Here is a 19,263-nt window from a genome sequence, read left to right as displayed (position 1 = left end):
GGTCGCACGGCGTTCTCGCCGGTCGCGTGCCTAGACTGGCGGGATGCCCGAGAGGGCCGAGAGGGAAGGCCAGCATGAGCCTGCTGCAGACGATCACGGGGCCTCGTGACCTCGACCGCCTGACGAACGAACAGATGGTCGAACTGGCCGCCGACATCCGCCGGTTCCTCGTGACCGAGGTGTCGAAGACCGGGGGCCACCTCGGGCCGAACCTCGGCGTCGTCGAGCTGACGTTGGCCATGCACCGGGTGTTCCACTCGCCGCACGACGCCTTCGTCTTCGACACCGGCCACCAGTCGTACGTCCACAAGCTCCTCACCGGTCGCCAGGACTTCTCGGGGCTCCGGCTCCGGGGCGGTCTCGCCGGATACCCGCAGCGGTCCGAGTCCGAGCACGACATCGTCGAGAGCTCACACGCCTCGAGTTCGCTCTCGTGGGCCGACGGCATCTCCCGGGCCTTCCAACTGACGGGCCGGGACGATCGGCACGTGGTCGCCGTCGTGGGCGACGGCGCGTTGACCGGGGGCATGACGTGGGAGGCCCTGAACAACATCAGCGACGACAACGACCGTCGCCTCACCATCGTGGTCAACGACAACGGCCGGTCCTACGCCCCGACCATCGGAGGAATGGCCCGTTTCCTCAACACGGTCCGCACGCGCCAGGCCTATCGCGAGCTCCACGTCGGCAGCAGGGCCGTCTTCGACCGACTCGGACATCCGGGTCGTGCGGTCTACCGCGGCGTCCGGGGTGGCCTGCACGGCTTCCTGAGCCGGTTCACGAACAACGAGGCCCTCTACTCGAACCTGGACATCAAGTACATCGGGCCGGTCGACGGTCACGACCAGGTCGCCATGGAAGAAGCGCTGCTCCAGGCGAAGAACTACGGGGCGCCCGTGATCGTGCACGCCATCACCGAGAAGGGCCGGGGATTCGATCCGGCGCGCGCCGACGTCGCCGACCAGTTCCACGCGGTCGGGCAGATCGACCCCGAGACGGGCGAACCCCTCGAGGCGGCCACCTCGCCGTCGTGGACGTCGGTCTTCGCCGACGAGATCGTCGACATCGCCGAGCACGACGAGAAGGTCGTCGGCATCACGGCGGCGATGCTGCGTCCGGTGGGCCTGCACAAGCTCGCCGAACGGTTCCCGAAGCGGGTCTTCGACGTCGGCATCGCCGAACAGCACGCGGTCACGAGTGCCGCGGGTCTCGCGTTCGGTGGACTGCACCCCGTCGTCGCGCTGTACGCCACCTTCGTGAACCGCGCCTTCGACCAGGTGCTGATGGACGTCGCCCTCCACCGGGCCGGGGTCACCTTCGTGCTGGACCGCGCCGGTGTGACCGGACCGGACGGCCCGAGCCACCACGGCATGTGGGACCTCGCCCTCCTGCAGATCGTGCCGCACATCCGTCTGGCCGCCCCTCGTGATGCGACGCGACTCCGCGAAGAGCTCCGGGAGGCCGTGGCGGTCGACGACGCGCCCACCGTCATCCGGTTCTCGAAAGGCGCCGTCGGCGTCGAGCACGACGCCGTCGAACGACTCGAGGACGGTGTCGAGGTGCTGCGACGCACCGGCCGTGACGACGTCCTCATCGTCTGCGTCGGCCCGATGGCCGGCATCGGACTCGAGGTCGCCGAGCGACTGGAGGCCCAGGGCATCGGTGCCACGGTCGTCGACCCTCGATGGGTCGTCCCCGTCCCGGCCAGCATCATCGAGCTGGCCGCGGCCCACCGGCTCGTCATCACGATCGAGGACGGCGTGCGGGTGGGCGGGATCGGCACCCGTGTGCGACAGGACCTCCGTGGCGCAGGCGTCGACACGGCCGTGACCGAGTTGGGACTGCCCGACGAGTTCCTCGAGCACGGGTCCCGGGCCGAGATCCTCGACGAGGCCGGCCTCACGCCGCAGCACATCGCTCGCGACGTCGTCGCGCAGGTGCTCGGCAGCCGAATCCCGGTGGCGAGGCCACTGGACGAGACCGCTGCCGCATCCCGGCACGAGGATGCCCGGCACGACTGAGCCCCGGTGCGGTGTCACGCCGCACGACAGACGTCGAACGCCCCGTCCCTCTCGAGACGGGGCGTTCGGCGTGGGTGGTCTACTCGACGCCGCGGATCGCGGGTTCGTGGAAGTCGCGTCCCCGCACCCGACGTGAGGCACCGACCCGGTCGAGGTACGGCGTGACCCCGCCCATCTGGAACGGGTACCCGGCGCCGAGGATCAGGCAGAGGTCGATGTCCTCGGCCGCGGCCACGACGTGGTCGTCGAGCATGCGCCCGACCTCGTCGGCGAGACCGTCCTCGATGCGGACGCGCAACTCGTCGTCGGTCAGGGCCGTTCCCGGTCCGGCGGCGAGGGCGACGGCCTTCTTGTCGAATCCCTTGCGACGGCCCTTCGAGTCGCGTTCGAAGATCGTGCCGTGCTCGGCCAGGCGGTGCAGTCCGTCACTGGCGAAGAACCGGTCGGGGAAGGCGGCATGGTGGGTGTCCAGGACGTGCGCCCCGACGGTCAGTCCCACCAGCTCGAGCAACTCGAACGGCGTCATCGGGAGGCCGAACGGCGCCGTCGCCCGATCGACGACCTCGAACGGCGTCCCCGTCTCGACGGCGTGCATGGCCTCGCCCAGCAGCTTGGCCAAGATGCGGTTCACCACGAACCCCGGGGTGTCGGCCGTGATGACGGCGTTCTTCCGCAGAGCCTTCGCCGTCACCATCGCCGTGCTCAGCGTCTCGTCGTCGGTCGCCGGGGTCTTGACGACCTCGACGAGGGGCATCACCGCGACCGGGTTGAAGAAGTGGAATCCGACCAGTCGCTCGGGATGGGCGAGGCGAGCCCCGATCTGCTCGACGCCGAGCGACGACGTGTTGGTCGCCAGCACCGTCGTGTCCGAGACGACGGCCTCGACGTTCGCGAACACCTCCTGTTTGACCGACAGCTCTTCGAACACGGCCTCGATGACCCAGTCGGCGTCGGCGAAGTCGGCGAGATCGGTCGTGCCCGTGATGAGCGCCTTGAGGCGGTTGGACTCGTCCCGCGAGATCCTCCCCCCGCCCTGCAACTCGTCGATCTCGCCTCTGATGCGGGCGAGTGCCGCGTCGACCCGAGCCTGGTCGAGGTCGGTGATGACGACCGGGACGCGCAGACGGCGCACGAACAGCAGCGCGAACTGGCTCGCCATGAGTCCGGCCCCGACGATGCCCACCTTGCCGATCTTCCGGGCGAGGTCGGGGGAGGGCGCACCGGCGGGCTTCTTGGCCCGCTTCTGGACGAGATCGAAGGCGTACATGCTGGCGTGGAACTGGTCGCCTGCCACGAGGTCGGCCAGCGCTTCGTCCTCGGCCGCGAAGCCGGTCGTCCGGTCGGTGTTCTTCGCGGCCTTCAGCAGGTCGAGGGCGGCGTAGGGCGACTTCGCGACGGTGCCGATCTTCGACTCGAGCGACTTGCGCGCCACCGAGATCGCGACGTCCCACTTGACGGCACGCTCGAGCCTGCCCGGCACGTTCGGCCGCTTGACGCTGACGCGGCCGGTCAGCACCCCGTCGGCCCACCGGATGCTGTCCTCGAGGAACGACGCGGGGCCGAACATCGCGTCGACGATGCCGAGTTCGAGCGCCTGGGCGGGCTTCAGGGTGCGGTTGTTCTTCAGGGGGTTCTCGATGACGACCTTGAGGGCGTTCTCGATGCCGATCAGGTTCGGCAACAACCAGGCGCCACCCCACCCGGGGATGATGCCGAGGAAGACCTCCGGCAGGGCGATGGCGGCGGCCGACGAGTCGACCGTGCGGTAGTCGGCGTGCAACCCGATCTCGACGCCACCGCCCAGGGCGAGCCCGTTGACGAAGACGAACGTGGGCACCGGGGCGTCGTGCAGCTTGCCGAGCACGGCGTGGCCGAGCCGGGCGAGCTCGCGGGCGACCTCGCGGCTGGGGATGGCGCTCACCTTGCTGAGGTCGGCACCCGCCGCCAGGAAGTACGGCTTGCCCGTGACGGCGATCGCCGCGATCTCACCCGAGGAGGCGCGGCTGCGGACGGCGTCGAGGGTCGCGCCGAACTCGTGCAGCGTCGCCGGCCCCAGCGTGCTCGGCCGGGTGTGGTCGCGGCCGTTGTCGAGGGTGATGAGCGCCAGGACGCCGCCGGAGGGCAACGGCACGTCGCGGACGTAAGAGTGCGTGACGACCTCGTCGGCCGACAGCTCGGTCAGTTGTTCGGTCGCCGTGCTCATGCGCGTGCCGCCTTCTTCGAGTAGTGGGGGTTCTCCCAGATGACGCTGCCGCCCTGACCGAGGCCGATGCACATGGCCGTGAGGCCGTACCGCACCTCGGGGTGCTGCTCGAACTGGCGAGCGAGCTGGATCATCAGCCTCACGCCCGAGGACGCGAGGGGGTGACCCACGGCGATGGCCCCGCCCCAGGGGTTCACGCGCGGGTCGTCGTCGTCGATGCCGAAGTGGTCGAGCAGGGAGAGGACCTGCACCGCGAACGCCTCGTTCAGCTCGAAGAGGCCGATGTCGTCGATCGACAGCCCCGCCTTGCGGAGGGCCTTCTCGGTGGACGGCACGGGACCGATGCCCATGATCTCGGGCTCGACGCCGGCGAAGGCGAAGCTGACGAGGCGCATCTTGGGGGTGAGCCCGAGTTCCTTCGCCGCGGCACCCGACGCCATCAGGCTGACCGTCGCCCCGTCGTTGAGACCCGACGAGTTGCCCGCCGTGACGCGGCCGTGCGGCCGGAAGGGAGTGCGCAGCCCGGCGAGACCCTCCATCGTGGTCTCGGGTCGAGGCGCCTCGTCTCGGGTGGCGAGCCCCCAGCCCTGGTCCGTCTTGATGGCCACCGGGACGAGGTCGGGTTGGATCTGGCCGGCGTCGTAGGCCGCTGCGAGCTTCTGTTGCGATCGCAGGGCGTACCGGTCGGAGCGTTCCTTGGTGAGCTGGGGGAACCGGTCGTGGATGCGCTCCGCGGTGTTGCCCATGTTCAGGGCCTCGCCGCTGACGAGCTTCTCGGCGGCGAAGCGCGGATTGGGGTCGGCGGCGAACCCCATGGGGTGACGCCCCATGTGCTCGACTCCGCCGGCGAGGGCGACGTCGTACGCGCCGAAGGCGATGCCGCCGGCGACGCTCGTCACGCTCGTCATGGCGCCGGCGCACATCCGGTCGATGGCGTACCCGGGCACGGACTGGGGGAGACCCGCGAGGAGCGCCGTCGTGCGTCCGAGGGTGAGGCCTTGATCGCCCTGTTGAGTGGTCGCCGCGATGGCGACGTCGTCGATGCGTTCGGGCGGTAGGGACGGGTTGCGTTCGAGCAGACCCTTCATCGCTTTGACGACCAGGTCGTCGGCGCGGGTCTGCCAGTACATGCCTTTGTCGCCGGCCCGACCGAACGGGGTGCGTACCCCGTCGACGAACACGACATCGTTGCTCTCGGCCACAGTGCCTCCAGTGTCAGGATCTGGTCCTGATCTTAGGGACGACGCCGGGGGCCCGAGAATCGTTCGAGCAATCCTACGAAGCGCCGTCGCCCGTCGCCTCGGGCTCTTGGTGGGCGTCGACAAAGGCCTCGGCGACCGCCTCGGCCACGGCCTCGACCTGCCAGGTCCGCGCACCGAGCTCGACGAGTGCGGCCGCGATGGTCGGTGCGTCGAAGGGGATGGGCGGGTCCCAGGCCAGCCGGCGCAGGGTCTCGGGTGTGAGCAGGTTCTCGACCGGCAGGTCGAGCCCCTCGGCGATCTCGGTCACCTTGGGGCGGACGGCCTTGTAGCGCGCGTCGGCCAGCGGGTTCTTGTCCGCCCACGATCGGGGCGGGGGGAGGGTGTCGCTCGCCGGCCCCCGGTGCGAGGGCAGGTCCGTCGTCTCACGGCCGCGTTCGATCGCCGCGAACCAGCGGTCCAGCTCACTGCGACTGGCCCGGCCGACGAACTCCTTGATGCCGGCGAGGGACCGTTTGTCGGTGGGCATCGCCTTCGTGGCGGCCAGGAGCGAGGAGTCCGGGACGAGACGGCCCGGGGCCGTGTCGATCTCGCGCGCGTAGTCGTCCCGCGCCTGCCAGAGTTCACGAGCCACGGCGAGGGACCGGGACCCGCGCAGGCTGTGCAGCCCGGTCAGTCGACGCCACGGGTCGACCTTCGCGGGCTTTGCCTCCCGCCTCAGGGTCGCGTCGAACTCCTGGCGCGCGATCTCGAGCTTGCCCGCGTCCGCGAGCACCGCCTCCATGGCGTCCCGGAGGTCGACGAGCAGCTCGACGTCCAGCGCCGCGTAGACGAGCCAGCTCTGCGGCAACGGTCGCGTCGACCAGTCGGCGGCACTGTGTTCTTTCGCGAGGTGGACGCCCAGGAGCTGTTCGACGACGGCACCGAGCCCGACCTTGGGGAGCCCGGCGAGGCGCGCACCCAGTTCGGTGTCGAAGATGCGGCTCGGATCGAGTCCGACCTCGCGCAGGCACGCGAGGTCCTGGCTGGCGGCGTGGAGCACCCACTCCTCGTCGCCGATGACCGCTTGTAGTTCGGCGAACGAGCCGATGGCGGGTGGGTCGAGGAGGAACACCCCCGAGCCGCGTCGGAACACCTGGATGAGGTAGGCCCGCTGGGAGTAGCGATAGCCGGAGGCGCGCTCGGCGTCGATCGAGACCGGCCCGGTCCCGGCGCGGATCGCCTCGACGGCGGCCAGGTACCCCTCGCGGTCGTCGATGACGGTCACCTCGCCGTGCTGCGAGTCGGCGGTCTCGACGACGGGTCGGACGGAGACCCGGGGGCGGGTGTCGCGCGGCTCGGAGCCGTGGGGTGCTGCCGCGTCGGCCGCCGCCGCGTCTGGTGCGGCCTCGTCTGGTGTCGCTGTGGTCATGTCTCCGCTGTTCTCTCCGGGGGCGCTGTTCTGTTCCGGTGGTTCAGTCTCGTCCGACCCGCCTCGAGGCGAGGAGGGTGACGCCCTCGACGGTCGGGGGCAGGCCGGCGAGCGTGCAGATCAGCTCGCTCCAGGCCTCGATGTGCGGGGCCAGGTCGGTCGTGGCGGGGCTCCAGGACGCCCGGAGTTCGAGCTGGGCCCCGTCACCGTGGTTGGCCAGCTCACCGTATCCGGTCGAGAGGATCTTGGTGGCGGTGCCCGATGCCTGGTCGTAGACGGCACCGCGGGCGTCGAGGCTGTCGACGAGCCAGGACCACGCGACGTCGGCCACGAACGGATCGAGGGCGATCTCGGTCTCGAGGGGCGCCTGCGCGAAGCTGACGACCCGGAAGGGTCCGCCCCAGGCCTCGGGTTCGTCGTCGTCGTAGAGCAGCACGAAGCGTCCGGTGCCGAGGTCGGGGTCCGGGCGACCGGACGCGCCGATGACGTCCCCGGCGAGGGCCAGGGCGTGGGGGGCGAGGCCGTTCGGAGCGGGGATCTCGGTCACGGTGAGGGCGTCCCGCGCGGCGGCACGGTGGACGGACTCGACGGCCGCGGCGAACGCGGGCGGGCGGGTCGACGTCGGGGGGATCTCGGACACCTTGGAAGACTAGGGTCGATCCTGAGGGCGACCCCCGCGGCACGCCGCGCCCGGCTCAGCAGATCCACAGGTCTCCCCGCTCCATCTCACGCCGTCCGAGGAGCCGCCCGTGAACCGCCCCGCATCCACCGGTCGACGGGGCGTCGGCCCGCTCGCCGTCGTCTCGATCGCGGTCGGGGGCACCGTGGTGGTGTCGTCCACAGCCCTCGTCTCGGGGATCGTCGCCATCGCCCGGAAGATCGTCACCCCTGCCCGGAGGCGACGCGACGACGTGCGCATCGAGGCCCACGACGCCGTCGCCGGGACGATCACCCTGCGTTCGACGCCCGACACGCGCCTCCCCGGTCGCTACAGCTTCTGGTACGACCGGGGCCGAGGGCACGCCCGCATCGGCGAGGTGGTGCACGACGACGGCCGGTACGTCGAACGTCGGGTCGAACACGAGGACGGCGTCGGGGGCGTCGAAGGAGTCGAGGCATCCGGCCTGCGGCGCGCCCACCGGGGTCGCATCGGCGGCTGGCTGTACCCGACGCCGCACGACGCGGGCCTCACGGCCGACGAGGTCGTGGTCGACACCGAGGTCGGTCCGGCCCCCGCCTGGCTGGTCCCCGCCGAGGGCGGGCTCGACGGCCCGTGGATGATCGGGGTGCACGGTCGCGGGGTGACGCGCGCCGAGACGATCCGTGCGGCACCGGTCTTCCGGCGAGAGGGCTTCACCTCGCTCCTCGTGTCGTACCGCAACGACGGCGAGGCGCCCCGTTCGCCTGACGGCCGTTACGGGCTGGGCGACTCCGAGTGGCGCGACGTCGAGGCGGCGATCCGGTTCGCCCTCGACCACGGGGCGACGTCCGTCGTGCTGATGGGATGGTCCATGGGTGGGGCGCTGGTGTTGCAGGCCGCCACCCGCTCCACCCTGCGCGGCGCCGTCTCGGGTCTCGTGCTCGAGTCGCCCGTCGTCGACTGGCGGACGACGCTCGCCTACCAGGGCGCGGCCATGCGGGTGCCGGGGGTCGTCCAGGGTCTGGTGCTGCGCCTCCTGGGGTCGCCCCTGCTCTGCCGGCTGGCCGGCAGCGCCGAGCCCATCGACTTCGACCGGCTCGACCTCGTCTCGCGCGCGGGCGAGCTCGACCTCCCGGTGCTGGTGCTGCACAGCGACGACGACGGCTTCGTGCCGTCCACCGCGTCCTACGCGCTGGCCGAGGCGCGGCCCGACATCGTGACCTTCGAGGTGTTCGACGTCGCCCGGCACACCAAGCTCTGGAACCTCGACCCCGAGCGGTTCGAGGGGGCGATCGGTCGATGGCTCGACCGTCAGCGACTCGCGGGTCCACCGTCCACCGACCACCGCGCGTAGAGCGTGCTCTGCTCGTCGACCAGCAATTGGCCGAGGACGAGCGACGCCGGGTCGAAACGTTCGCGACCGAAGACGGGCAGGCCGCTGCCGATCACGACCGGCGAAGTCGACAGGCACAGCTCGTCGACGAGGCCGTCCCGGAGGAACTGCCCGGCGAGCGAGGGGCCGCCCTCGCAGACGAGCGAACGGAGGCGCTGCTCGCGCAGGCACCGGAGGATCGCGGCGGGCTCCAACCGGCCGCCGTCGTCGGTCGCCGTCAACACGCGGGCGGCCGCCCAGATCGCCTCACCGAGGGTCTCGCGGACCCGTGCCCGCGCGGATTCGGGGCAGACCACGACGACCCGCTCGGCTTCGGCCGGGTCCATCCGGTGGCCGGAGAGGTCGCCCGACGCCGTGACGACGACGAGTCGCGAGGACTTCGGCACCCGGTAGCCCTCGGCGCGCACGCTCGCCGCACCGACGAGGACACCGTCGGCGAGCGAGCGGATGGCGGCCAGGATCGTGCGGTCGGTGGCGTTGCTCAGCGTCTCGGAGGTGCCGTCGGACCCCGCGGCGTCACCGCTGACCGCCGCGATCAGGTTGAGTCGCAGCCACGTCTCGCTCGGCGGGGCGTACAGCTCGCGGATCCGGGCGGGGGTCGAGTCCTCGTCGATCTCGAGCTCGAGCCCGACGTCGCCGGGACGTCCGAGGGCGTGCAGCACCCGGAGCGTCACGCGACGGCGGTCCGTTCGCGGATCTGACGCTTGGCGCGGCCGAGCAGCGCGGTCATGCCGCGGATGCGCAGCGGGCTCACGGCCTCGGTCAGGCCGATCGTCTGCGGGTAGTCGTCGGGGACGTCGTCGAGCACCTGCTCGACGGTCAGTCCGTCGAGCCCCTGGGCGAGGATCGAGGCGAAGCCCCGGGTCGTCGGCGCCTCGCGTGGTGCCGTCGCGTGCAGGTGCACCCGACCGTCGGTGACCTCGACGAACAGGAACACGGGGGACTGGCACTCGACCACCCGTTCGAGCAGGTCGGGATGGTCGGCGTACCGGGCGGGCAGCTCGGGCAGCTCGTTCGAGAACTCGAGCAACAACTGAAGACGGTTCCGCACGTCGAGGGCGAGGAACTCCTCGCGGATCTCGACGAGCGCCTCGGGCAGGGCCGCGTCGGTCACCGGGCCGGCACCTCGCCCGGCTCGGTGCCCTGCACGATGGGGACCCGCACGGCGCTGCCCCACTCGGTCCAGGAGCCGTCGTAGTTGCGCACGTCCTCGAAGCCCATCAGGTGCGTCAGGACGAACCAGGTGTGGCTCGACCGCTCACCGATGCGGCAGTAGGCGACGACCTCGTCGCCGTCGGAGAGGCCCGCCCCGTCGCGGTAGATGGCGTCGAGTTCGGCGAGAGGCCGGAAGGTGCCGTCGTCGGCCGCGGCCTTGCCCCACGGCACGTTCTGGGCGCTCGGGATGTGACCGGCCCGCAGGGCGCCCTCGTCGGGGTAGGCCGGGGCCGTGGTGCGCTGGCCGGAGAACTCCTCGGGCGAGCGCACGTCGATCAGGGGTTTGCCGAGGTGCGCCAGCACGTCGTCCTTGTAGGCGCGGATGACGCTGTCGTCCCGCTCGACGACGGGGTAGTCGGTGGCCTCGACCTCGGGCGCCTCGGTCGTGTAGTCGCGTCCCTCGGCCTCCCACTTCGCGCGGCCGCCGTCGAGCAGACGGACGTCCTGGTGCCCGAAGAGCGAGAAGACCCACAGCGCGTACGCGGCCCACCAGTTGTTCTTGTCGCCGTAGATGACGACCGTGCTGTCGCGCGTGATGCCGCTGCGGCTCATCAGCGCGGCGAAGCCCTCGCCGTCGACGTAGTCGCGCTGCACCGGGTCGTTGAGGTCGAGGTGCCAGTCGATCTTGACGGCGCCGGCGATGTGGCCGGTCTCGTACAGGAGGACGTCCTCGTCGGACTCGACGACGACGAGCCCGGGGGTGCCGAGGTGCTGCTGCAGCCACTCGGTGCCGACGAGACGCTCGGGATGGGCGTACTCGCCGAAGCGGGCGGACGTGTCGTGCTCGACGGCCATGGTGTCTCCTTGTGCGGGGGTCGGGGTGGAGCCGACGCCGGGCGACGCGTGGTGCCCGGCGGCGTAGGATCGCCTCTGGTCGGCCCCGTCGAGGTTACGCATGCCGCGTGACCGTCGCCCGGGAACCGTACGACTCTGACACAGATCCCCGCCCACCCCACCGCGAGGCCGCGCCCATGCCCCCCGAATCCGTCAGCACCCTCGTCTCGCTGAGCGACCGCACCCCGACGATCACGGGGGCCGAGATCGTGACGCAACTCGTGCCTCCTCGTCAGTTCGCGGAGGCCTCGCTCGAGAACTACCGGCCCGACCCGGCCTTCGCCTCCCAGGCCGAGGCGGTGGCCGCCGTGACGGCGTTCGGAGGCGCGGGTCCCGACGCGCCGCGGAGGGGCCTGTTCCGCAAGAAGCCGGCTGCCCCGGCCGTGCGTCCCGGCCTGTACCTCGACGGCGGCTTCGGCGTGGGCAAGACCCACCTGCTCGCCGCCCTCTGGAACCGCACGCCCGGCCGGCGGTACTTCGGCACCTTCATCGAGTACACCGCGTTGGTCGGCGCCGTCGGCTACGCCGGGGCCGCGTCGCAGCTGAAGGGCGCCGCCCTGGTCTGCATCGACGAGTTCGAGCTCGACGACCCGGGCGACACCATGATGATGACCCGACTGCTCGGCGACCTGGCCGACGACGGCACGCGCATCGCCGCCACCTCGAACACGCCGCCCAACGCCCTCGGTGAGGGCCGGTTCGCCGCCGCCGACTTCCTCCGCGAGATCCAAGGGCTCAGCGACAAGTTCCTCACCCTGCGCATCGACGGGGACGACTACCGGCGTCGCGAGGTCGAGGCCCGGGCGCACGTGGTCGACGACGTCGACGCGGCGGCGGCCGCGCTCGGCGGGACCGTGTCGCTCGACGACTTCGACGGCGTGGTCGCCCACCTCGCGACGGTCCACCCCAGCAAGTACGTGAAGCTCGTCGACGACCTCGACGCGGTGGGGCTCCGTGACGTCCACGTCCTCACGAGCCAGGTGGACGCCCTGCGCCTCGTGGCCTTCGTGGACCGCCTGTACGACGCGCAGATCCGGGTGGTCGCCTCGGGCACGCCCCTCGACCAGGTCTTCTCGGACGAGATGCTCGCCGGCGGCTACCGCAAGAAGTACCTGCGCGCCGTGTCGCGCTTGGTGGCCCTGACCTCGCTCTGACGGGATCCCCACCCCGCACCGGGCATCCGGTAACACGTTGTTTACCTGCGCCCGAATCGTGTTACATCGGGGAAACAATCCCGCACACGGCCCGAAACCTCTCCCCGCGACACTGGGGGCCGCACCGGACGAGAGCGTTCGTCACCACAGCCCGTGAACCCACACGGTCGACCTCGACGTCGGTGCCTCCCCGGCTCCGAAACTCGAGAGGTGACCCACCCATGGACCAAGGCAACACCGCCTTCATGTTGATCTGCGCGGCACTCGTGCTGCTCATGACCCCCGGCCTGGCCTTCTTCTACGGCGGCCTCGTCAAGGCCAAGAGCGTCATCAGCATGATGATGCTCAGCTTCGGCGCGATGGGCCTCATCGGCGTCCTGTGGGTGCTCTTCGGCTATGCGATCGCCTTCGGCAACCCGACCTCGATCCCCGGTGGGAGCGAGAGCTTCGTGGGCATCCAGGGCCTGATCGGCCTCGACGTCGCGAACCTCGGCCTCGGCGCCGCCTTCGAGGACAGCCTGGACCCGACCGGCGCCTACCCGACGATCGCCTTCGCCGCCTTCCAGGCCACCTTCGCGATCATCACGGTGGCCCTCATCTCGGGCGCCATCGCCGACCGCGCCAAGTTCGGGGCGTGGATGATCTTCGCCGGCGTCTGGGCCACGGTCGTCTACTTCCCGGTCGCCAGCTGGGTCTTCAACTTCACGAAGGACGCCGACGGCAACACCGTCGGTGGCTGGATCGCCGCCATGGGCGTCATCGACTTCGCCGGCGGCACGGCCGTCCACATCAACGCCGGTGCCGCGGCCCTCGCCCTGGCACTCGTCCTCGGCAAGCGCGTCGGCTTCGCCAAGGGTGCCGACAAGCCGCACAACCCGCCCTTCGTCCTGCTGGGTGCCGGGCTGCTCTGGTTCGGCTGGTTCGGCTTCAACGCCGGCTCCGAGCTCGCGGCCGACGGCGTGGCCGCCCTGGCGTTCCTGAACACCATCGCCGCACCGGCCGCCGCCGTGCTCGGCTGGCTGGTCGTCGAGAAGCTCAAGGACGGCAAGGCCACCTCGGTCGGCGCCGCCTCGGGTGCCGTCGCCGGCCTCGTCGCCATCACCCCGGCCTGCGCCGCCCTCACCCCGGGGTGGGCCGTCGTCCTCGGCGTCGTCGCGGGTGCCGTCTGCGCCCTCGCCATCGACCTCAAGTTCAAGCTCGGGTTCGACGACTCCCTCGACGTCGTGGGCATCCACCTCGTCGGTGGCCTCATCGGGACGCTGTACCTCGGCATCTTCGCGAACGACACCGGCCTCATCTTCTCGCACACCTTCACGCAGCTCGGCATCCAGGCCCTCTCGGCCCTGGCCGTCATGCTCTACTCGTTCGTCCTGGCCTTCGTCATCGGCTTCGTCATCGAGAAGACCATCGGCTTCCGCGTGAAGAACGAGGACGAGGTGGCCGGCATCGACCTCGCCCTGCACGGTGAAGAGGGCTACGTCCTCGAGAACTCGCGCGCCTGACCCACGTCGCACGACGAACGGCCCCGGTCCTCGGACCGGGGCCGTTCCGCGTCCCGGCCGCGGCAGAACGCAGGAGGCGCGGTGCGCGACCGCGTCGCACCGCGCCTCCTGCGGGTGGTCGCCCGGTCGGACCGGGCCCGGGTCTCAGGTCAGCGAGAACCAGACCGTGGTCTCGCCCGGCACCTCGGTGACGCCGGCGAGCGTGTCGTGCAACGGCTCGCTGGAGGCCAGGACGCGTGCCCCGGTGGGCAGGTCGACCGGGCCGCCGCCGAAGTTCGTCAGCGAGTGCCACCCCTCGTGGCGGGAGAAGCGCACGACGTCCTCCGAGGTGTCGTCGGCCCAGAGGAAGGCCTCACCGCGCTGCAGCTCGCGGCGGAGGGCGAGGGCGCGTCGGTAGATCGACAACGTGGACTCGTCCTCGTCGTCCTGCACCGAGACGGCGAGGTCCTCGAACCACTCGGGTTGCGGCAGGTGCGGGGCGTGGTCCCCGAAGCCCAGGGCGGGCTCGCTCGTGTCCCAGGGCAGCGGCACCCGGCTGCCGTCACGGCCCTTGCGCCGGTGGCCCGTGCGGACCCAGACCGGGTCCTGCAGGTCGTCGGGACGCAGGTCGGCCACCTCGAAGAGGCCCAGTTCTTCTCCTTGGTAGACGTAGGCCGAACCCGGGAGGGCGAGCATGAGCAGCGTCGCCGCACGGGCCCGACGGAGGCCCGCATCGGGGTTCAGAGTGGGTCGGCGACCGTCGCTCAGCACGAAGGCGTCGAGGTCCTGCCCCTTCGGCAGGCCGTAGCGCGTGGCGTGACGGACGACGTCGTGGTTCGAGAGCACCCACGTGCTCGTCGCCCCGCTGACGGCCGCCTGCTCGAGGGTCGACGCGATGATGGTCCGGTACTGGTCGGCGTCGAAGTCGGCGCGCGTCAGGGCGAAGTTGAAGGCCTGGCCGAGCTCGGTGGGGCGGGCGTAGAGCGGCACCCGCTCGGGCTGCACCCAGGCCTCGGCCACGGCGCTCCGGGGCGGGTCGTACTCGTCGAGGACCCGGCGCCACCCCTCGAAGATCGTGTGCACCTCGTCACGGTCGTAGAGCGGATCGCTGCCGTCGACCGGCAGGAGCTGACGTTCGGCCGCGTCGCGGAGGGGCTCGGTGAGGTCCTTCGCGAGCCCGTGGGCGACGTCGACCCGGAATCCGTCGACGCCACGGTCCGACCAGAACCGCAGCGTGCGTTCGAAGTCGGTGCGGACCTCGGGGTTGCTCCAGTCGAGGTCGGGTTGCTCGGGGGCGAACAGGTGCAGGTACCACTGTTCGGGCGTGCCGTCGGGGCGCTGCAGGCGGGTCCAGGCGCCACCGCCGAAGTTCGAGACCCAGGTCGACGGGGGAGTGTCTCCTCCCTCGCCGAGGCCGTCCCGGAACACGTACCGGCCACGGGCGGCGCTGCCGGGCTCGGACGCCACCGCCTCACGGAACCACTCGTGGTCGCTCGAGGTGTGGTTCGGGACGATGTCGACCACGACCCTCAGCCCGGCCGAGTGGAGGGCGGCGACCATCTCGTCGAAGTCGTCGAGGGTGCCGAGGCGGGGGTCGACGTCGCGGTAGTCGGCGACGTCGTACCCGCCGTCGGCGAGCGGTGACGGATAGAAGGGGCTCAGCCAGACGGCGTCGACCCCGAGCCGCTGCAGGTACGGCACGCGCGAGGTCACGCCGGCCAGGTCACCGATGCCGTCGTCGTTCGCGTCGGCGAAGCTGCGCGGATACACCTGGTACACCACGGCCTGCCGCCACCAGTCGGCGTCGGGGACGGGCGTGGGGCGGGTCGCGGCGGCGCGGGAGGTGGGGGAGTCGGTCATGGGGCGAGGATGCCACGTCTCGGCAGTGGGCGGCGTCGATGCTCCGACGGCGGCACCGGGCCGGGGATCGCGGGCCAGGAACGACGAAAGGCCCTGCAGGAGCAGGGCCTCTCGATGATGATCGTGGGCGATACCGGGCTCGAACCGATGACCTCTTCCGTGTGAAGGAAGCGCGCTACCAACTGCGCCAATCGCCCGTGTGGGACTCGACGATGCTAGTGCATCGCGGTGCTCGAACGCCATTCGGCCGGTCGTCGAGGGCACCGTCGTGAGCTGCCCCGTGATCGATCAAGACACGAACTTCCCTCGATTTGGTTTCTGCCCCGGGGTGTGGGTATTGTTCTTTTGCACGCAGAAATGCAAAGCGAAATGCGGATGTGGCGCAGCGGTAGCGCATCACCTTGCCAAGGTGAGGGTCGCGAGTTCGAATCTCGTCATCCGCTCGAGTGTAATGCTCACCAGAGGGTGGTCCACCGACTGGTGGCCTCCCTCTGGGGGGCTACTCGTATGGTGGAGTGGCCGAGAGGCGAGGCACCGGCCTGCAAAGCCGTTCACGCGGGTTCAAATCCCGTCTCCACCTCCATTCGATCTAGACCTAGGTCTAGACTCGATGTTGCAATTGAATAGTGCGGTTCGAGGGGAGACTCTCGGATCGTTGAGACATGAGCGATTGGCGCAGCGGTAGCGCGCTTCCCTGACACGGAAGAGGTCGCTGGTTCGATCCCAGTATCGCTCACACACAGAAAGCCCCGGCCTCGGCCGGGGCTTTCGTCATGTCCGGGCTCCTTTTCTCAGCAGAGGCCCGCCTCTCCTGCCGAGAGGCCCGACCGGCCGCCCACCTCACGATGTGAGCGACGAGTCGTGACGTCCTGCGGCATCCGCCTAGGGGGTGTCGGTCCCCGTCCCGAGACCGACTCCGTTGCCCCGGCCGTTCCCGTTCCCGTTGGTGCCCGGTCCGCCGTTGCCGTTGCCGCTGTTGCCGGGCCCGCTGTTCCCTCCGGGGACGTCGACGCCAGGGACGTCGACCGTCGGGGGCGTCACGGGGTCGACCGTCGGCTGCGTCGTCGGCTCGACCGGCGCCTCCTGGGTGGGGCTCACCTCGTCCGAGGGAGCCGGGTCGACCGGTGAGTCGTCGGTGGAGTCGTCGGACGGTGACGGCGAGTCGACGTCCGACGACTCGGACGGCGTCGTCGACGGATCCGTCTCGACGCTCGGACTCGTGCTCTCCGTCGGGTCGACCGTCCCACCGTCGCGGGTGGCGGCCCAACCGATGCCCGCCGCCAGCAACCCGGCGACGACGAGCGCCACCAGCACGAGGGGCCAACGCCGACGCTTCCGGGTCCCGTCGTCCGCCGTGACGTCGGCGACCAGGTCCGTGGCGTCGGCGCGGGAGGCCGCCCCCGCCCCGAACACCGGCGTGCGGGCATCGTCCCGGGGCAGGACGCGAGTGGGGGCGTCGCCGCCGGGCAGGGCAGCCGTCGGCACGTCGGGAGCGGCCATGACGCGCGTGACGGCATCGGTCGACCCGGCGCCCTCGACGGCCAGCGTGCGGGCCGCTCGGGCGACCTCGGCGGCGGCCGGACGGTCGTCGGGTGCTCGCGCGGTCATGCGCGTCAACAGTTCCGCCCACCCCGAGCCGATCGAGGCCGGGATCTCGGGGTCGCGGGTGAGACGGGCCATGACCGACTCGACGACCGACCCCGTGAAGACGCGCCGCCCGGTCAGCGCCTCGACCAGCACCAACCCGAGCGAATAGACGTCGGACGCGGGGGCCGGCGGACGCCCCTCGGCCTGCTCAGGGCTGACGAAGGCGGCGGTGCCCATCAGGGTTCCCGTGGCCGTCACCCGCGTCGAGTCGATCAGGTAGGCGATGCCGAAGTCGGCGAGCTTGGCCCGTCGGGGGTCGCCTTCGTGGTGCGGCGCGGCGAGCAGGATGTTCGCGGGCTTGACGTCCCGGTGGACGACGCCGGCGCGGTGCACCGCCGCCAGGCCGTCCGCGACGTCGCCGAGCAACGCCGCGGCCTCGGCGTGCGACAACGGACCGTCGGCGAGCACGGTCTGCAGGGTGGGGCCGTCGACGTACTCCATCACGAGGTAGGCGTCGTCGTCGTGGCCGTCGCCCTCGACCCGGGCGTCGTAGAGCGTGACGAGCCCCGGGTGGTTGAGGGAGGCGAGGAGGCGCACCTCGCTGACCTGGCGGCTGAGGTCGTGGACGTCGTGCCCGTCCGAGGAGAAGAGCTTGACGGCGACGACCCGGCCGAGCTCGAGGTCGCTCGCCCGGTAGACGGCCCCCATGCCTCCGCGCCCGACGATCGCGTCGAGGCGGTAGCGACCGCCGACGGTCGTGCCGAGGCGGGGATCGGCCTGCTCGCGGGGGCTCATGCGCCCGCTCCCGTCGACGCGCCGGGGAGCACGGGAGGAGTGCCGCCACCCGACCCCCGACTCGCGACCCGACGGGACACCACGGCGTCGAGCACCGTCTCGGCCACGGCGGTCTTCGACCCCTCGGCCTCGGACACCACGTCACCGTCGGCGTCGATCACGACGACGGCCGTGTCGTCGCTGCCGAAGCCGGTCGTCCAGCCCACCGTGTTGAGGACGAGCAGGTCCGCTCCCTTCCGCCGCTGCTTGGCGCGCCCGAGCGAGAGCAGTTCGTCCCGGTCGGCGGCCGTCTCGGCCGCGAAGCCGACGACCACCTGCCCCACGGCCCGACGGGAGACGAGCCCGGCCAGGACGTCCGGGGTCCGGACGAGACGGACGGTCAGCTCGTCGCCCGAGTCGTCCTTCCGGATCTTCCCGTCGGCCACCGACGACGGCCGGTAGTCCGCCACCGCGGCCGCCATGATCACGACGTCCGCCGCCGGGGCGTGCTCGCCCATCGCGGCGTCGAGCTCGAGGGCGGTGCCGACCTCGACGACGTCGATCGTCCCCTCCGTCTCGAGCGTCTGCCGCACGGCCCCGTCGAGTGCGGCCGCGACGACGGTGACGTGGGCACCGCGGCGGGCCGCCCCGAGGGCGAGCGCCGCCCCCTGCGTGCCGCTCGACCGGTTGCCGACGAACCGCACGGGGTCGAGGGGCTCACGGGTGCCGCCGGCCGAGACGACCAACCGGAGGCCGTCCAGGTCGCCGACCCGCGCCTCCTGGTCCCGAGCACCCGAGACGACGGCGGGCGGGGCGACGGCGGGCGGGGCGTCGGGGGAGCCCGGGCCGGTCACGAGGGCGAGTGCCGCGGCGACGATCTCGTCGGGTTCGCTCAGCCGGCCGGGCCCCACGTCGCCCCCGGTCAGCGGGCCGTCGTCCGGCCCGACGACGGTCACCCCGCGCGACCTCAGCAGGTCGACGTTCGCGACCGTCGCCGGGTTCCGCCACATCTCGGTGTGCATGGCGGGCGCGACGACGAGCGGCGCGGTGCTCGCGAGGATCGTCGTGCCGAGCAGGTCGTCGGACAGGCCGTGGGCGATCTTCGCCAGGGTGTGGGCGGTCGTGGGGGCCACGACGATCAGGTCGGCGCGCTGCCCCAGGGCCACGTGCCGCACCTCCGCGACATCGTCGAAGACGGACGTGTGCACGGGGTTGCGGCTCGTGGCCTCCCAGGTGGGCGCCCCGACGAAGCGCAGGGCGGCCTCGGTCGGCACGACGTGGACGTCGTGTCCCCGCAGCACGAGGCCGCGGACGACCCCGACGGCCTTGTACGCCGCGATGCCGCCCGAGACGCCGACGACGACGGACAGGCGACGCGGGGCGTCGGCGGGGGAGGAGCGGGGGTGGTCGTGCGTCACGGTGGGCCTCGTCGATCGATGCGTCGGTCGGCCGACCCGGTGCCGGGTCGGTAGCGTTGCCCACCACGATGCC

At 71.4% G+C, this 19,263-nt stretch carries 14 protein-coding genes and 4 tRNA genes; 7 read left to right on the top strand and 11 right to left on the bottom strand.

Annotation, left to right across the window (positions count from 1 at the left end):
- Positions 1-74 precede the first annotated feature (74 nt).
- On the top strand, positions 75-2,021 hold the full coding sequence (gene dxs / locus ACIOSR_RS01430; protein ID WP_056045446.1) for a 1-deoxy-D-xylulose-5-phosphate synthase: 1,947 nt from the start codon (positions 75-77) through the stop codon (positions 2,019-2,021).
- Between the two features lie 79 nt (positions 2,022-2,100).
- Here dxs and ACIOSR_RS01425 read toward each other — a convergent pair whose 3' ends face one another.
- The 4 genes from ACIOSR_RS01425 to ACIOSR_RS01410 all read right to left on the bottom strand — a co-directional run bounded on the left by ACIOSR_RS01425 (position 2,101) and on the right by ACIOSR_RS01410 (position 7,474).
- On the bottom strand, positions 2,101-4,224 hold the full coding sequence (locus ACIOSR_RS01425; protein ID WP_402751663.1) for a 3-hydroxyacyl-CoA dehydrogenase NAD-binding domain-containing protein: 2,124 nt from the start codon (positions 4,222-4,224) through the stop codon (positions 2,101-2,103).
- Positions 4,221-5,426, bottom strand: a complete 1,206-nt coding sequence (locus ACIOSR_RS01420) for a thiolase family protein (RefSeq protein ID WP_123570125.1) — start codon at positions 5,424-5,426, stop codon at positions 4,221-4,223. The genes ACIOSR_RS01425 and ACIOSR_RS01420 overlap by 4 nt, the downstream gene beginning before the upstream one ends.
- Before the next feature lie 73 nt (positions 5,427-5,499).
- On the bottom strand, positions 5,500-6,834 hold the full coding sequence (locus ACIOSR_RS01415; RefSeq protein ID WP_082460233.1) for an HRDC domain-containing protein: 1,335 nt from the start codon (positions 6,832-6,834) through the stop codon (positions 5,500-5,502).
- 43 nt (positions 6,835-6,877) lie between these two features.
- Positions 6,878-7,474: a DUF3000 domain-containing protein gene (locus ACIOSR_RS01410; RefSeq protein ID WP_371740311.1), complete on the bottom strand. Its 597-nt coding sequence runs from the start codon at positions 7,472-7,474 to the stop codon at positions 6,878-6,880.
- Between the two features lie 109 nt (positions 7,475-7,583).
- On the opposite strand from ACIOSR_RS01410, the gene ACIOSR_RS01405 reads away from it, so the two are divergent.
- On the top strand, positions 7,584-8,828 hold the full coding sequence (locus tag ACIOSR_RS01405; RefSeq protein ID WP_402751662.1) for an alpha/beta hydrolase family protein: 1,245 nt from the start codon (positions 7,584-7,586) through the stop codon (positions 8,826-8,828).
- Here ACIOSR_RS01405 and ACIOSR_RS01400 read toward each other — a convergent pair.
- From ACIOSR_RS01400 to ACIOSR_RS01390, 3 genes are read right to left on the bottom strand one after another with little or no spacing between them, the layout of a single operon-like run.
- Positions 8,786-9,541 carry a dihydrofolate reductase family protein gene (locus tag ACIOSR_RS01400; RefSeq protein WP_307785042.1) on the bottom strand — a complete coding sequence of 252 codons (756 nt, stop codon included), beginning with the start codon at positions 9,539-9,541 and terminating at the stop codon, positions 8,786-8,788. The genes ACIOSR_RS01405 and ACIOSR_RS01400 overlap by 43 nt on opposite strands.
- Positions 9,538-9,981, bottom strand: a complete 444-nt coding sequence (locus ACIOSR_RS01395; RefSeq protein WP_123570121.1) for a SufE family protein — start codon at positions 9,979-9,981, stop codon at positions 9,538-9,540. Before ACIOSR_RS01395 ends, ACIOSR_RS01400 begins: the two co-directional genes overlap by 4 nt.
- Positions 9,978-10,877: a sulfurtransferase gene (locus ACIOSR_RS01390; RefSeq protein ID WP_056047468.1), complete on the bottom strand. Its 900-nt coding sequence runs from the start codon at positions 10,875-10,877 to the stop codon at positions 9,978-9,980. The genes ACIOSR_RS01395 and ACIOSR_RS01390 overlap by 4 nt, the downstream gene beginning before the upstream one ends.
- 176 nt (positions 10,878-11,053) lie before the next feature.
- On the opposite strand from ACIOSR_RS01390, the gene zapE reads away from it, so the two are divergent.
- Both zapE and ACIOSR_RS01380 read left to right on the top strand, forming a co-directional pair.
- Positions 11,054-12,070: a cell division protein ZapE gene (zapE, locus tag ACIOSR_RS01385; RefSeq protein ID WP_173150888.1), complete on the top strand. Its 1,017-nt coding sequence runs from the start codon at positions 11,054-11,056 to the stop codon at positions 12,068-12,070.
- 221 nt (positions 12,071-12,291) lie between these two features.
- Complete coding sequence (locus tag ACIOSR_RS01380) at positions 12,292-13,572, top strand: ammonium transporter (RefSeq protein WP_402751661.1); 1,281 nt, start codon at positions 12,292-12,294, stop codon at positions 13,570-13,572.
- A gap of 144 nt (positions 13,573-13,716) precedes the next feature.
- Here the strand turns inward: ACIOSR_RS01380 and ACIOSR_RS01375 are convergent, their stop codons facing one another.
- Positions 13,717-15,411: an alpha-amylase family glycosyl hydrolase gene (locus ACIOSR_RS01375; protein WP_056045420.1), complete on the bottom strand. Its 1,695-nt coding sequence runs from the start codon at positions 15,409-15,411 to the stop codon at positions 13,717-13,719.
- 124 nt (positions 15,412-15,535) lie between these two features.
- Positions 15,536-15,608, bottom strand: a tRNA-Val gene (locus ACIOSR_RS01370).
- 174 nt (positions 15,609-15,782) lie between these two features.
- Between ACIOSR_RS01370 and ACIOSR_RS01365 the strand changes: the two genes are divergently transcribed.
- The 3 genes from ACIOSR_RS01365 (at position 15,783) to ACIOSR_RS01355 (ending at position 16,147) form a co-directional block, all read left to right on the top strand.
- A tRNA-Gly gene (locus ACIOSR_RS01365) sits at positions 15,783-15,854 on the top strand.
- A gap of 66 nt (positions 15,855-15,920) precedes the next feature.
- Positions 15,921-15,994 (top strand) — tRNA-Cys (locus ACIOSR_RS01360).
- A gap of 81 nt (positions 15,995-16,075) precedes the next feature.
- Positions 16,076-16,147, top strand: a tRNA-Val gene (locus ACIOSR_RS01355).
- Between the two features lie 146 nt (positions 16,148-16,293).
- Here the strand turns inward: ACIOSR_RS01355 and ACIOSR_RS01350 are convergent.
- Complete coding sequence (locus ACIOSR_RS01350) at positions 16,294-17,793, bottom strand: serine/threonine-protein kinase (protein ID WP_402751660.1); 1,500 nt, start codon at positions 17,791-17,793, stop codon at positions 16,294-16,296.
- The gene (locus ACIOSR_RS01345) at positions 17,790-19,142 is read right to left on the bottom strand and encodes a bifunctional phosphopantothenoylcysteine decarboxylase/phosphopantothenate synthase (RefSeq protein WP_402752195.1); all 1,353 of its coding nucleotides are present in this window, start codon (positions 19,140-19,142) and stop codon (positions 17,790-17,792) included. The genes ACIOSR_RS01350 and ACIOSR_RS01345 overlap by 4 nt, the downstream gene beginning before the upstream one ends.
- Positions 19,143-19,263: the final 121 nt, after the last annotated feature.

This window comes from Frigoribacterium sp. NPDC087798, from assembly GCF_044742985.1.
Taxonomy (GTDB): Bacteria; Actinomycetota; Actinomycetes; order Actinomycetales; family Microbacteriaceae; genus Frigoribacterium.
Note: the sequence above shows the minus strand (reverse complement) of the source record. Positions and strands in the feature narration are given on the sequence as shown.

Coding starts and splice junctions, on each gene's coding strand:
- ACIOSR_RS01415 (WP_082460233.1), bottom strand. CDS start 6,834: ATGACCACAGCGACACCAGACGAGGCCGCACCAGACGCGGCGGCGGCC.
- ACIOSR_RS01380 (WP_402751661.1), top strand. CDS start 12,292: ATGGACCAAGGCAACACCGCCTTCATGTTGATCTGCGCGGCACTCGTG.
- zapE (WP_173150888.1), top strand. CDS start 11,054: ATGCCCCCCGAATCCGTCAGCACCCTCGTCTCGCTGAGCGACCGCACC.
- ACIOSR_RS01350 (WP_402751660.1), bottom strand. CDS start 17,793: ATGAGCCCCCGCGAGCAGGCCGATCCCCGCCTCGGCACGACCGTCGGC.
- ACIOSR_RS01425 (WP_402751663.1), bottom strand. CDS start 4,224: ATGAGCACGGCGACCGAACAACTGACCGAGCTGTCGGCCGACGAGGTC.
- ACIOSR_RS01375 (WP_056045420.1), bottom strand. CDS start 15,411: ATGACCGACTCCCCCACCTCCCGCGCCGCCGCGACCCGCCCCACGCCC.
- ACIOSR_RS01390 (WP_056047468.1), bottom strand. CDS start 10,877: ATGGCCGTCGAGCACGACACGTCCGCCCGCTTCGGCGAGTACGCCCAT.
- dxs (WP_056045446.1), top strand. CDS start 75: ATGAGCCTGCTGCAGACGATCACGGGGCCTCGTGACCTCGACCGCCTG.